10 protein-coding genes are annotated in these 12971 nt (G+C 72.4%); 2 read left to right on the top strand and 8 right to left on the bottom strand.

Annotation, left to right across the window (positions count from 1 at the left end; genetic code table 11):
- Nucleotides 1–150: 150 nt before the first annotated feature.
- Nucleotides 151–1185: an LLM class flavin-dependent oxidoreductase gene (locus tag PUR26_RS32590; RefSeq protein ID WP_329878122.1), complete on the bottom strand. Its 1035-nt coding sequence runs from the start codon at nucleotides 1183–1185 to the stop codon at nucleotides 151–153.
- A gap of 221 nt (nucleotides 1186–1406) precedes the next feature.
- On the opposite strand from PUR26_RS32590, the gene PUR26_RS32585 reads away from it, so the two are divergent.
- Nucleotides 1407–1736 (top strand): ATP/GTP-binding protein, encoded by a 330-nt coding sequence (locus PUR26_RS32585; protein WP_329878120.1) that lies wholly within the window; start codon nucleotides 1407–1409, stop codon nucleotides 1734–1736.
- A gap of 62 nt (nucleotides 1737–1798) precedes the next feature.
- On the opposite strand, the gene PUR26_RS32580 is transcribed toward PUR26_RS32585, so the two are convergent.
- The 7 genes from PUR26_RS32580 to mce form a co-directional block, all read right to left on the bottom strand.
- Entirely contained in the window at nucleotides 1799–2644 is an 846-nt protein-coding gene (locus PUR26_RS32580; RefSeq protein WP_329878118.1) for an ABC transporter permease subunit, read from the bottom strand.
- Nucleotides 2641–3825 (bottom strand): ABC transporter ATP-binding protein, encoded by a 1185-nt coding sequence (locus PUR26_RS32575; RefSeq protein ID WP_329878116.1) that lies wholly within the window; start codon nucleotides 3823–3825, stop codon nucleotides 2641–2643. Before PUR26_RS32575 ends, PUR26_RS32580 begins: the two co-directional genes overlap by 4 nt.
- Before the next feature lie 128 nt (nucleotides 3826–3953).
- The gene (locus tag PUR26_RS32570; protein ID WP_329878114.1) at nucleotides 3954–4733 is read right to left on the bottom strand and encodes an ABC transporter permease; all 780 of its coding nucleotides are present in this window, start codon (nucleotides 4731–4733) and stop codon (nucleotides 3954–3956) included.
- Nucleotides 4734–4736: 3 nt separating this feature from the next.
- Nucleotides 4737–5777, bottom strand: coding sequence for an ABC transporter ATP-binding protein (locus PUR26_RS32565; RefSeq protein ID WP_329878112.1), 1041 nt, complete (start codon nucleotides 5775–5777; stop codon nucleotides 4737–4739).
- 145 nt (nucleotides 5778–5922) lie between these two features.
- Nucleotides 5923–6861, bottom strand: coding sequence for a cellulose-binding protein (locus tag PUR26_RS32560; protein WP_329878110.1), 939 nt, complete (start codon nucleotides 6859–6861; stop codon nucleotides 5923–5925).
- Nucleotides 6862–6976: 115 nt separating this feature from the next.
- Nucleotides 6977–10996 (bottom strand): polarized growth protein Scy, encoded by a 4020-nt coding sequence (gene scy, locus PUR26_RS32555; RefSeq protein ID WP_329878108.1) that lies wholly within the window; start codon nucleotides 10994–10996, stop codon nucleotides 6977–6979.
- 176 nt (nucleotides 10997–11172) lie between these two features.
- Nucleotides 11173–11613 (bottom strand): methylmalonyl-CoA epimerase, encoded by a 441-nt coding sequence (gene mce, locus PUR26_RS32550; protein ID WP_329878106.1) that lies wholly within the window; start codon nucleotides 11611–11613, stop codon nucleotides 11173–11175.
- 136 nt (nucleotides 11614–11749) lie between these two features.
- Between mce and PUR26_RS32545 the strand changes: the two genes are divergently transcribed.
- Nucleotides 11750–12961 (top strand): acetyl-CoA C-acetyltransferase, encoded by a 1212-nt coding sequence (locus tag PUR26_RS32545; protein WP_329878104.1) that lies wholly within the window; start codon nucleotides 11750–11752, stop codon nucleotides 12959–12961.
- The last annotated feature ends 10 nt before the right edge of the window (nucleotides 12962–12971 follow it).

The raw sequence follows: 12971 nt of genomic DNA, 5'->3' as shown, positions 1-12971 counted from the left end.
CGGGGGAGATGCGACTGGTGCCGGAGCGGCAGCTCTCCCGTGCCCGTTCACCGGGCCGATCGGGCGCGGACCGGGCGCCCGCGGGCCGATCGGCCACCGGTCGGCGGCGGGGCGGCGGAGCCTGCTTCGGGACGGTGTCCCGGGCGGAGGTCAGCCGAGCAGGGGCAGCACCTCGGCGCCGAGCCGTCGTACGTTCTCCTCCGTGGCCGCGAGGTCGCCCGATCCCTCGACGAGCAGCGCGAAGCGGGTGATGCCGGTCCGCTCGGCGGTCGACGCGAGCCGGTCCGCCGCTCGGCGGGCCGTGCCCACCGGATGCAGCCCGCAGAGCAACTCGGTGTACGCCAGCGGGTCGCGCATGGTCCGACGGCGCCCGTCGACCGTCACATGCGCCTCAAGTCCCCTCGCCAGCCAGCCGGGCATCGCCTTGATCAGGGTCTCCCTCGCGTCCGCCCCGTGGTCCGCGATCTGGGCCACCCCGGCCGACACATGGTCCGCGCCGGTCCGCGCGACCAGGTCCGGCGGGTGGCCGGCCGCCAGCGCCTCGGTCCGCCACAGGCCGACCATGGCGGCCTTCTCCTCGTCGCCGCAGTGCATGCCGAGGAGCATCGGCAGACCGCGCCGCGCGGCCAGCTTCACACTCCGCGGCGAGGTGCAGGCGAGGATCGTCTCGGGTACGGGATCCCCGTCGATGAGCTCGTCGGGCCTGGGGACGACGGCGACTTCGCGGAACCGGTGGCGTCCGCCCCCGGCCGCCACCCGCGGCTCGCGCAGCCAGCGCAGCAACAGGTCCAGGGATTCCGGGAAGCCCTCCTCGTACGCCTCAAGCCCGGTGCCGAAGACCTCCAGATCGACCCACGGACCGCCCCGGCCCACGCCGAGAGTGAACCGTCCGCCGGAGGTGAGGTGCAGCAGCGCGGCCTGCTCGCCCAGCGCCACCGGGTGGGTGGTCGGCAGTACGCTGACCGCCGTTCCCACCCGGATCCGGCGGGTGCGGCCCAGCAGCAGGGCGGCCAGTGTCACGGCCGACGGGCACACGCCGTACGGCATGAAGTGGTGCTCGGCCAGCCAGACCGAGTCGAGCCCGGACTCCTCGGCGGCCTCGGCGGACCGCACCGCTCGGTGCAGCGTCTCCGCCTGGCCCTGGCCCGGAAACTGGGCCGACAGTACAAAAGCTCCCACGCGCATCGCCTCATGCCTCCTTGACCGGCCGGCGCGGCTCCCCCACTGGCAACAACGCCTGACACGTGCCAAAGGCACGGCCGCACGCGAAGTTGTTGCGATTTTCCGGTAACTCCCCCACGGGGGTGTGACCAGGACCGCCGCGTTGCGCCGTGCGGGGCGGGTACCCCCGGCGACGGCCCGTAGGCTGGAGGGAACTGTTCGCGTGCGTCCCCGTGAGGTGTTCCGTGTCTCCGCGCCGTAACCGCCCCCGTGGCGGCGAGAAGCCGACCGAGACCCCCGTTGAGGCCGGGGACCGGTACGGCGGCTTCCAGCGGACCGAGTCCTGGCAGGGCGAGGAGTGGTCCGTGCGGCACGTCGCGGGCGCGAGCGCCGCGGGCAAGCGGTACCGCTGCCCGGGCTGCGACCAGGAGATCCCCTCGGGCCTTCCGCACGTGGTGGCGTGGCCGGAGTTCGGCGGGGTGGACGACCGGAGGCACTGGCACAAGGCGTGCTGGAACGCGAAGGACCGCCGCACCTCTCGGGTGCAGCGGTCCCGTAACGCGCCGCGGTACTAGGGAGTGTCAGGAGAGTGTCGGCCCCGCCCTTCGGGCGGACGACGCCATTTCGAAGGTACTCCCTAGACGTCGCGCTTGCCGAGCGCGAGGAAAGCGCCCGCCAGCGCCACCGCCGTCACGCCCAGCATGATCCACAGCGGGTCCCAGCCGGACGGGCCGGAGTCGGCCACCGCGGTGTTGTACAGCACGCCCATCTGGCTGGGGATCGAGTACTCGAAGAGCGCCTGGCGCAGGTCCTGGAGCGACTCCGCGAACATGAACATCGCGAGCACCAGCGGCAGCAGCACGACACCGATCATGATCGTGATCGCGCCGGCCGAGTGGCGCAGCAGCGAGCCGACGGCCAGCGACAGCAGGCCCAGCGTGGCCACGTACAGGCCGACGCCGACCGTGGCGCGGAACCAGTCCTCGCCGGACGACGTACCCGAGTCGACCATCGAGGTCTGGATCATGCCGACGAGCGTCGTGATCACCGTGGTCAGCACGAAGACGAGCAGGAAGAAGACGATCGACTTCGCGGCGAGCACCCGTCCCCGGCTGGGGCAGGCGGTCAGCGTCGTACGGATCATGCCCGTGCCGTACTCCGACGAGATCGTCAGCACGCCCAGCGTGATCACGCAGATCGAGCCGAGCAGCACGCCGAAGAACCCGAGCCCGAGAGCGGACTCGTCGCCGAGATCCGCACCCGACGCGGAGACCGCGACGGCGGAGAGCACACCGATGCCGATCATCAGCACGACCATCACGCCGAGCGTCCAGATCGTGGAGCGCACCGAACGGATCTTGGTCCACTCGGAGGCGAGCGCGTCCCCGAGGTGGGCGCGGCGGACCGGGATCGTCGAGGTGTACGACGGCTGCTGGTACCCGCCCTGCTGGTACGGGGGCTGCTGCTGGTACGGGGTGGTCATCGGGCGTCCTCGGAGTCGCTCTTGGTCAGGTCGGCGGGGGCGACGGGCGGCGCGGCGGGCGCGGTGTGGGCGCCGGGGGCCGGAACGCCGGCCGGGGGCATCGGGGGCGCGGCGGGACCGGCCGGGGCGGCGTCCTGGGGCGCGTACGGGTTCTGTCCGGGCGGCGGCGGGGCGTACCAGCCCTGCTGCGGGACCTCGGGGACGGCCTGCTGCGGCGGGGCGTACCCCATCGGCGGCTGCTCCACGAACCCGGAGCGCTGGTCGGTCGTCGAGCGGTAGTCCACGGCGCCCTGCGTCATCCGCATGTACGCCTCCTCCAGCGACGCCTGGTGCGGCGACAGCTCCCACAGCCGGACGTCCGCGGCGTGCGCCAGATCGCTGATCCGGGGGAGCGGGAGACCGGTGATCCGCAGGGCGCCGTCCGGCTCGGACATGACCTGGCCGCCCGCCTCCGTCAGCGCCGCCGTGAGCTTCTCGCGCTGCTGCGGCTCGGTCTGGGGCGTGCGCACCCGCGCGAAGTCCGCGGAATTGGCGGAGATGAAGTCCTTGACGCTCATGTCGGCCAGCAGCTGGCCCCGGCCGATCACTATCAGGTGCTCGGCGGTGAGGGCCATCTCGCTCATGAGGTGCGAGGAGACGAAGACCGTCCGCCCCTCGGCGGCCAGCGCCTTCATCAGGTTGCGCACCCAGAGGATGCCCTCCGGGTCCAGGCCGTTGACCGGCTCGTCGAAGAGGAGCACCTGCGGGTCGCCGAGCAGCGCCGCCGCGATGCCGAGCCGCTGCCCCATGCCCAGCGAGAAGCCGTTGGACCGCCTCTTCGCCACGTCCTGGAGGCCGACGACACCGAGCACCTCGTCGACCCGGCGGGCCGGGATGCCGGCCAGCTGGGCCAGCGACAGCAGGTGGTTGCGCGCGCTGCGCCCGCCGTGCACGGCCTTGGCGTCGAGCAGCGCGCCGACCTGGCGGGGCGCGTTCGGCAGCTGCCGGAAGGGGTGGCCGCCGATCGTGACATGCCCCGCCGTCGGCCGGTCGAGGCCGAGGATCATGCGCATCGTTGTCGACTTGCCCGAGCCGTTGGGCCCCAGGAATCCGGTGACGGTGCCGGGCCGCACCTGGAAGGAAAGGTTGTACACGGCCGTCTTGGCGCCATAGCGCTTCGTCAGGCCGACTGCCTCGATCATGCTCTCCAGCCCCATCGACAGTTCAGGTCGTCGGGGCAGCGGCGCAATGGCTCAAGGCCCCCCGTTAGAGGTAAGAGCTTATCCAGCGCTTGACGGTTCCCACGAAATCCCCAACCGTGATCGAGGCGTTACGCGTCCCGCTTCCGCAGGACGACGCAGCCGCCCAGCAGCGCCGCGGCCACCCACAGCACCATGATGCCGAGCCCGCCCCAGGGCCCGTACGGGGCCTCGCCGCTGTTCATCGCGCCGGGCACCACCTGCATGATCCGGGCGCCCGCCTGGTCGGGAAAGTACCGCGCCACCTCCTTCGCCCTGGGCACCGCCGACAGGATCCGGGAGATCAGGAAGAAGAACGGCACCAGGATGCCCAGCGAGAGCGTCGACGAGCGCAGCATCGCCGCCACACCCATCGAGAAGACGGCGATCAGGCCCATGTAGAGCCCTCCGCCGATGACGGCGCGCAGGACGTTGTCCGCGCCGATGTCCGTGCGGTATCCGCCGAGCAGGGCCTGGCCGAGGAAGAAGGAGAGGAAGCTGGTCGCCAGCCCCACCACCAGCGCCAGCGCCCCGGCCACCGCGATCTTGCCGAGCAGGAACGTGACGCGCCGGGGCACCGCCGCCAGGGACGTACGGATCATGCCCGAGCTGTACTCCGTACCGACGACCAGCACTCCGAAGACGACCATGGCCAGCTGGCCGAGCACCATCCCGGAGAAGCTGATCAGGGTCGGGTCGAAGGTGGCCTGCTCGATGGGGGACATGTCGGCGAAGGTGGCCTTCACCAGCGCGCAGAGCGCGGCGCCCAGCGCGACGGTGACCACCAGCGCGCTCGCCAGCGTCCAGGTCGTCGACGAGACCGTACGGATCTTGGTCCACTCCGACCGGAGGACCGCCGGTACCGATGCCACCGTTCAGGCCCCTTCCGATGTCCCGGCCGGCGGGGGCGTGGGCCCCGGGGAGCGCCCGCCGCCGTCCGGCCCGCGCCCGCCGCCCCACCGCGGACCGCCACCCGGGCCCACGGTGCCCTCGCCCCACCGCGGGGCGCCCCTGCCGTGCGCGTGGTACTCGACGGCGGTCTCCGTCATCCGCATGAACGCCTCCTCCAGCGAGGCGCGCTGGGCACTGAGCTCGTGCAGGACGAGCCCGTGGCGTCCGGCCAGCTCACCGATCTCCTCGGTGCGGGCGCCGTCGATCTCCAGGGCCCCGCCGTCCGCCTCCGTCACCGGCAGCCCCTCGGCGCGCAGCACGTCCCGCAGCCGCTCGTGCTGCGGCGAGCGCAGCCGTACACAGCTGCGCGAGTTCCGCCGGATGAAGTCCGTCATGGAGGTGTCGGCCAGGAGCCGGCCTTGACCGATCACGATCAAATGATCCGCCGTCAGCGCCATTTCGCTCATCAGATGACTGGAAACGAAGATCGTTCTGCCTTCGGCGGCCAAGGACTTCATCAGATTGCGGATCCAGTGAATTCCCTCGGGGTCCAGACCATTGACGGGTTCGTCGAACATCAGGATTTCCGGATCACCCAGCAGCGCACAGGCGATTCCCAGCCGCTGGCCCATACCCATCGAGAAACCCTTCGGCTTCTTCTTCGCGACCGGCGCCAGACCGACAAGATCGAGAACCTCCGCCACCCGCCGCTCGGGAATGCGGTTGGACTGGGCCAGACAGAGGAGATTGTTGTAGGCGCTGCGCCCGCCGTGCATCGCCTTGGCGTCCAGCAGCGCCCCTACGTACTTCAGCGGCTCCGCCAGATCCCGGTAGTGCCTGCCGTCGATCCGGACCGTGCCGCTGGTCGGGTTGTCCAGGTCGAGCATCATCCGCATGGTCGTCGACTTGCCCGCGCCGTTGGGCCCCAGAAAGCCCGTCACCACACCCGGTCTCACCCGGAAGGAGAGGTGATCGACCGCCGTCCTGGCGCCGAAGCGCTTGGTGAGCCCCTCAAGCTCGATCATCCGACCACGCTACGGGCGCACTGAGCCCCCCGCCACCGGAGTGACGGGGGGCCGTGTGGAACACCTGACTGCCTGCGCGGTGCCTCGACGGGAGGGCGGAGCCCCGGCCCGGCAGGGACGCCACAGGATCGCGGGCGCCGCGGTCTCAGCGGGACTGCTGCGCCGGGACACCACGGGTGGCGGGCTCGTCGTCCACCGGGGAGCCGGCCGCGGCGACAGCGGCACCGGTCAGCGTCGCCAGCATCTCGCGGACGTTGGTCAGCTGCGCGTTGATGGAGTCGCGACGGTTCGTCAGCGCCGCCAGCTCGCGCTCCGATTCGCTGCGGATGCGGTCCGCCTTCGCGTTCGCGTCGGCCACGATGTCCTCGGCCTGACGCTGCGCGGTCTCCACCGTCTGACGGGCCCGGCGCTCCGCGTCGGTGCGCAGCTTCTCCGCCTCCAGGCGCAGCTGCTCCGCCCGGTGCTCGATCTCCGCCAGGCGCTTCTCCGCCTTGGCCTGACGCGACGCCAGGTCCCGCTCGGACTGCTCCCGGCGCTTGGCCAGGTTGGTCTCGAAGTCCGCGGCGGCCTGGGCGGCCTTCGCGCGGGTCTCCTCGAACAGCGCGTCCGCTTCCTCACGCTTCGACTGCGCGTCCTTCTGCGCCTCGGCGCGCAGCGAGTTCGCCTCGCCCTGGGCCTTCTCTACGATACGGACGCCCTCGTCCTCGGCCTTCGACTTGCGCTCGGCGGCGAACGACTCGGCGTCGTTGCGCACCTGCTGGGCCGAGGACTCCGCGAGCTCGCGGTGCTGCTCGGCGGCGCGACGGGCCTCCTCACGCAGGTCCTTCGCCTCCTCCTCGGCGAGACGGAGGATCTTCTCGACACGCGCGCCGAGACCGGCGTACGACGGCTCGGCGTCGCTGACCTGGGCCTGAGCGTTCTGAGTCTCGAGGTGGAGCTCCTCGATGCGCTTTTCCAGAGAGGTGATTCGGGCCAGAGCACTGTCACGGTCGGCGACGAGCTTGGTAATGCGGTCGTCCACCTGACCGCGGTCGTAACCACGCCGCACGAGCTCGAAGCCGAAGGGGGAGGATGTGTCGCTCATGGGGTTCCTGTCGAATGAGACCGGTGAGGTGATAGGGGGAATCCTAGGGGCCGAGGCGGCGTGTCATCGAGCGGATGCCCGTTTGATCTGGAGAATGTCCAGTCTTTTGAGTGGCTTAGTCCGTGGATGACTTGCCACTCGAACGGGTAACCCCTGCTGCCGCACCTGCCTTGACTCCGCCCTCCTTGGTACCCCCCGCAGGCGCCTCGAAAGACTCAAGCGCCTCAAGTACATCCTGAACGCGTGAGATCTCCGCCTGAATGTCCTCACGCCTGCGCACCAGCACGTCCAGCTCGCGCCGGCCCTCGGAGATCATCCGCTCGGCCTCGGCCTCGGCGTCCGCCTTGATCTTCTCCGCCTCGCGGGTCAGCCCGGCCTTCTTCTGCTCGGCCTCCTTGAGCAGGCCCTCCGCCTTCCGCACCGCGGCGATACGGACCTTGCTCGCCTCCGAGTTCGCGTCCGCGAGCAGGTCCTTGGCCTTGGTCTCGGCCTCCGCCCGCTGTTCGGTCGCCGCCTTCACGAGCTTGTCCACCCGCTCGCCGGCCGTCTTCATCTGCTCGGCGCTCTCCCGCCGGGCCCGCTCGTGCAGCTCCTCGATCTCCGCCTCGGTCCGGGTGCGCAGCTCCTCCATGCGCTCCCTTATGGCGGTCGCGTCACCCCGCGCCCCGATCAGCAGCTCGTCCGCGTCCGTACGGGCCTTCTCCACCAGAGTGTTGCCCTCGACGGTCGCCTCGGAGACGATCCGCTCGGCCTCCTTGCGGGCCGCGCCCACCATCGTGTCGGCCTGCGACTCCGCCTCGGCGGTCGCCCGCAGCGCCTCCTCCTGCGCCTTCGCGATGAGCTGGTCGGCCTGCTCGGCCGCGTCCGCGCGCCGCTTGGCAGCCGCCTCGCGCGCCTCGTCGACCGTCCGGTCCGCCTCGTCCCGCGCCTCGGCGCGGATCCGCTCGGCCTCCGCCTCCGTCTCGGCACGGTGGCGTTCGGCCTCCGTACGGATCCGTTCCGCCGCCTGCTGCGCCGAACCGACCGTCTCGGCCGCCTCCGCGCGCAGCCGCTCCGCCTCACCGGTCGCCTCGGCGACGAGCCGGTCGGCCCGCTCGGCCGCCTCGGCCGCGATCCGCTCGGCCTCGCTGGTCGCCTCGCCGATGAGCTGGTCGGCCTGCGACGCCGCGTCGGCACGCCGCTTGTCGGCCGCCTTGCGCGCCTCGTCCAGTACCTGCTCGCCGTCGGAGCGGGCGGCCGCGCGCAGCCGCTCGGCCTCCGCCTCGCCGTCCGCCTTGACCTGCTCCGCCTCGGCGCGCAGCCGGGTGGAGTCCCGCTCCGCGGTGGCGAGCATCCCGGCCGCCTCGGCCGCGATCCGCTCGGCCTCGCTCGTCGCCTCACCGACCAGCCGGTCGGCCTGCGAAGCGGCCTCCGAGCGGATGCGGTTGGCGTCCTCGCGGGCCTCCGCCCGGCTGCGCGCCGCGTCCTGCTCCGCCGAGGCCAGCGAGTCGGACGCCTCGGTCCGCAGCCGCTGGGCGTACTCGGCGCTGTCCGCCCGCAGCCGCTCGGCCTCCGCGATCGCGTCGGTGACGGTCCGCTCGGCGAGCTCCTTGGCCGCGTCGGACTCCTCCTGGGCCCGGGCCCGGATCCGCCCCGCGTCCTCGGCGGCCCGCTCCCGTTCGGCGTACGCGTCGGAACGGACCCGGTCCGCCTCCTCCTGCGCCTCGCTCTTCGTGCGCTCCGCGGAGTGCTCGGCAGCCGACCGCAGTCCGGCGATCTCCTCCTCGGCCTGCTCCTGGAGCCCCGAGACCGCGTCCCGCACCTGCTGGGCGGTCTGCTCGGCGGCCGACACCATCTCGGTCGCCCGCCGGTCGGCCTCCTCCACCAGCCGCTGCGCCTCGGCCTGCGCCTCCTCGACCCGCTTGCGGGCGGAGGCGAGCAGTTCCTCGCTCTGCTCCCTGGCCCGCTCCCGCTCCTGGTCCGCCTCGGACCGGGCGGCGCCCAGCGTCTCCTCGGCCTCGCGGCGGCGCCGGTTGGCCTCCTCGCGCGCGGCGGTCAGCTCCTCGGCGGCCTCCGCGGTCACCCGCTCGGCGGCCGCCGCGGCCTCGGCGCGCATCCGGTCGGCGCTGTCCTGCGCCTCCGACTTGAGGCGCTCCGCCTCGGCCGCCGCTTCGGAACGGAGCCGCACGGCCGCGTTCTCCGCCTCCGCGCGGGAGGACGAGGCGTCCGCCGCCGCCTCCGTGCGCAGCCGCTCGGCCTCCTGCTCGGCCTGGGCCTGGAGGGTGCGCAGCCGCTCGGCGGCCTCGCCGCGCAGCCGCTCGGTCTCCTCCGCGGCCTCGCGCCGCATCCGCTCGCCCTCGGCGCGCGCCCCGGTCAGCTCCCGCTCGGCGGCCGCCAGCCGCGCCTCGGCCTCGGAGTGCAGCCGGGTCAGTTCGTCGGCGGCCTCGGCCTGGCGGGCCGCGATGCCCCGCTCGGTCTCCTCGCGCAGCGCGGCGGCGGCCTGCTCGGCCGCGGCCTTCACCGACTCGGCCTGCTCCTCGGCCTCCGTGCCCAGCCGCTCGGCCTCCGCACGGGTGCGCTCCAGGGTCTCCTCGGCCTGCTTGCGCAGGGAGGTCGCCCGCTCGATCGCCTCGGTGCGCACCCGCTCGCTCTCGGCGGCGGCGCCCGACCGCAGCTCGTCGGCGTCCGCCTTGGCCTTGGTCAGCAGCTCCTCGGCGGTCTTCGCCGCCTCCTCGATCTGCTGGACGGCCTCGCGCCGCGCCTCGCCGCGGATCCGCTCACCCTCGTCGATCGCCTCGGCCCGCAGCTGCTCGGCCTCGCCGCGCAGGCGACGGGCCTCCTCCTGGAGCTCGACGGTCTTGGCGCGGTACTCCTCGGTGTCGTCCTTCGCCGCGCCCTTGAGCTGCTCCGCGGTGTCGGCGGCCTCGCCACGCAGCCGGTCGGCCTCCGACTCGGCCTCGCGGCGGATCCGCTCGGCCTCCTCGGCCGCCTTGCGGGTGGTCGCCCGGGCGTCCTCGGACGCCTTGGTCAGGACCTCCTCGGCGGTGCGGGCGGCCTTGGCGAGCTGTGCCGCGGAATCCTCCGCGGCGGCCGTACGGGCCTTCTCGCTGGCCTCCGCGACCAGCTTCTCGGCCGTCGCGCGGGCGTCGGCGAGGGCCTGCTCGGCCTCCGACTTGAGCGCCTCGGACTCCTTGGTCGCCTCGGCGACCAGCCGGGCGATCTCCGACTTGGCGGTGCGGCTGCGCTGCTCGTTCTCCGACTCGGCGCCGGCCAGCCGCTTGGCGGCGGCGTCCCTGGCCTCGGCGAGGACCTTGTCGGCCTCCGCGCGGGCCTCCCGCAGCCGCTCCTCGGCCTCGTTCATGCGCTGCTCGGCCGCCCGGCTGAGCTCCGCGGCCTGCTGACGCGCCTGGTCCGACTCGGCGGTCGTGGCGCTGCGCAGCTGCTCGGCGTGGCTGGTGGCCTCCTGCGCCTGGGTGGAGGCCGCGTTCAGCAGCCGCTCGGCGTCCTTGCGGGCGCGCAGCAGGATGGCCTCGGCCTCGGCGCGGGCCGTCTCGGTCTCCGAACCGAGCCGCTGGCGGGCCTCCTCGGCGACCCGGGCGGCCTCGGCGCGGGCGGCGGCCACGGCCTGCTCTGCCTCGGCGCGGGACTCCTCCATGAGGCGGCGGGCCTGCGCCTCGCTGCGGGCGCGCAGCTGCTCCGCCCACGCGACGTTCTCGTTGACGTGCGCCTCGACGGTCTGCCGGCGCTCGGACAGCTCCTGGTCCAGGCGCTGGCGCCGCTGCACCGCCTCCGTGTGCAACTCCGCCTGCAGGCGCGCCTGGTGCTCGGCGTGCTCCTGGAGGATCCGCTGCGTCTGGGCCCGGGCCTCGCGCAGCTCGCGCTCGGCGTCGGAGCGCAGCTGATCGGCCTGGACCTGGGCGTTGCGCAGCATCTGCTCGGCCTGGTAGCCCATGTCGGCGCTGTCGTAGGCGGGCCGGGTCGCGATGGTGCGACGCGCCTCGTGGAGCTTGGCGCGCAAGACCTCGACCTGGTAACCGAGGTCCTCGGCGTGCTGGACGGCCTTCTCCCGCTCGGTCTTCAGCCGGTCCATCTCGGCTTCGAACCGCGAAAGGTGGTCGTCAGCCCGGTGGCTCTCCTGGCGTTCGTAGCCCCGCACTGCGCGGTCCCATCCGTCCCCTGGTCGCAACTCTCTTTGTACGAGCACCGTTCGCCCGGCGAACGGCCCCCCGGGGAATGGTGTCAGATCGCAGACCCCGGGGTCGACGCCGAAGCGTGTCCCCGACCCGGCCCCGGCCCGGAGCCGCCCACTCTACCGGGCCGAGAATCCTGAGGTCAGTGCTCCGTTGCGGACGGATCGGCGGAGGTGACGAGTTCGGTCAGAACGCCGTGGCAGTCCTTGGGGTGCAGGAAGGTGATCCGGGACCCCATCGAACCGATGCGCGGCTGCTCGTAGAGGACGCGCACGCCCTTGCCGCGGATGTCCTCGGCGTCCCCGTCCACGTCCGCCGTTCCGAAGGCGATGTGGTGGACGCCCTCGCCGTTCTTGGCCAGCCACTTCCCGACCGCGGAGTCCTCGCGGGTGGGCTCCAGCAGCTGGAGGTAGGAGGCTCCGCCGTCCGAGGTCTCGTTGATCTTGAGCATGGCTTCCCGGACGCCCTGCTCCTCGTTGACCTCGGTGTGGAAGACCTCGAACCCGTACGTGGCACGGTAGAACTCAACGGTCTTGTCGAGGTCGAAACAGGCGATTCCGATGTGGTCGATTCGCGTCAGCATGGCACCAGTGCAGCGCCCGGAGAGGTGGTTACGCAACGTGCGCGCGATCACACCGACTGCCCGGTGACCCGGCCCGTACCGCTCAGTACATTGGCGGTAAACCCTCGTTCACTCCCAATCCAAGGGGCCGTGCCTCATGTCTGGAACGACCGGTACCACCTCAGTCATCGTCGCGGGCGCACGCACGCCCATGGGCCGGCTGCTCGGCTCGCTGAAGTCCTTCTCGGGCGCCGAGCTCGGCGGTTTCGCGATCAAGGCCGCGCTGGACCGGGCCGGGATCGGCGGCGACCAGGTGCAGTACGTGATCATGGGCCAGGTGCTCCAGGCGGGGGCCGGGCAGATCCCCGCCCGCCAGGCCGCCGTCAAGGCCGGCATCCCCATGAACGTCCCCGCGCTGACCATCAACAAGGTGTGTCTGTCCGGCCTGGACGCGATCGCGCTGGCCGACCAGCTGATCCGCGCGGGTGAGTTCGACGTCGTGGTGGCCGGCGGCCAGGAGTCCATGACCAACGCCCCGCACCTGCTGCCGAAGTCCCGTGAGGGCTACAAGTACGGCGCGATCGAGATGCTCGACGCCATGGCGTACGACGGGCTCACCGACGCCTTCGAGAACATCGCCATGGGCGAGTCCACCGAGAAGCACAACACCCGCCTCGGCATCGCCCGCCCCGCGCAGGACGAGATCGCCGCCCTCTCCCACCAGCGGGCCGCGGCCGCCCAGAAGAACGGCATCTTCGAGGCCGAGATCACGCCCGTGGAGATCCCGCAGCGCAAGGGCGAGCCGGTCGTCTTCGCCAAGGACGAGGGCATTCGCGGCGAGACGACCGTCGAGTCGCTCGGCAAGCTGCGCCCCGCCTTCGCCAAGGACGGCACGATCACGGCCGGCACGTCGTCGCAGATCTCGGACGGCGCCGCGGCCGTCGTCGTGATGAGCAAGGCGAAGGCCCAGGAGCTGGGTCTGGAGTGGATCGCGGAGATCGGCGCCCACGGCAACGTGGCGGGCCCGGACAACTCGCTCCAGTCGCAGCCGTCCAACGCCATCCAGCACGCCCTCAGGAAGGAGGGCCTCCAGGTCTCCGACCTCGACCTGATCGAGATCAACGAGGCCTTCGCGGCGGTCGCCGTGCAGTCGATGAAGGACCTCGGGGTGACCCCCGAAAAGGTGAACGTCAACGGCGGCGCCATCGCCCTGGGGCACCCCATCGGTATGTCCGGCGCCCGGGTGGTGCTCCACCTGGCGCTGGAGCTCAAGCGGCGCGGCGGCGGCGTCGGCGCGGCCGCGCTGTGCGGCGGCGGCGGGCAGGGCGACGCGCTGATCGTCCGCGTGCCCGGCGCCTCGGCCAAGTAGCCAAGTAAAG

Origin of the sequence: Streptomyces sp. SP18CS02, assembly GCF_036322365.1 — a bacterium.
Taxonomy (GTDB): domain Bacteria; phylum Actinomycetota; class Actinomycetes; order Streptomycetales; family Streptomycetaceae; genus Streptomyces.
This window is presented reverse-complemented; position numbering and strand designations above follow the sequence as displayed.

What these genes read in the sequence shown, in the direction of transcription:
- PUR26_RS32590 (WP_329878122.1), bottom strand. Translation starts at nt 1,185, where the DNA reads ATGCGCGTGGGAGCTTTTGTACTGTCGGCCCAGTTTCCGGGCCAGGGC.
- PUR26_RS32580 (WP_329878118.1), bottom strand. Translation starts at nt 2,644, where the DNA reads ATGACCACCCCGTACCAGCAGCAGCCCCCGTACCAGCAGGGCGGGTAC.
- PUR26_RS32575 (WP_329878116.1), bottom strand. Translation starts at nt 3,825, where the DNA reads ATGATCGAGGCAGTCGGCCTGACGAAGCGCTATGGCGCCAAGACGGCC.
- PUR26_RS32565 (WP_329878112.1), bottom strand. Translation starts at nt 5,777, where the DNA reads ATGATCGAGCTTGAGGGGCTCACCAAGCGCTTCGGCGCCAGGACGGCG.
- PUR26_RS32560 (WP_329878110.1), bottom strand. Translation starts at nt 6,861, where the DNA reads ATGAGCGACACATCCTCCCCCTTCGGCTTCGAGCTCGTGCGGCGTGGT.
- mce (WP_329878106.1), bottom strand. Translation starts at nt 11,613, where the DNA reads ATGCTGACGCGAATCGACCACATCGGAATCGCCTGTTTCGACCTCGAC.
- PUR26_RS32545 (WP_329878104.1), top strand. Translation starts at nt 11,750, where the DNA reads ATGTCTGGAACGACCGGTACCACCTCAGTCATCGTCGCGGGCGCACGC.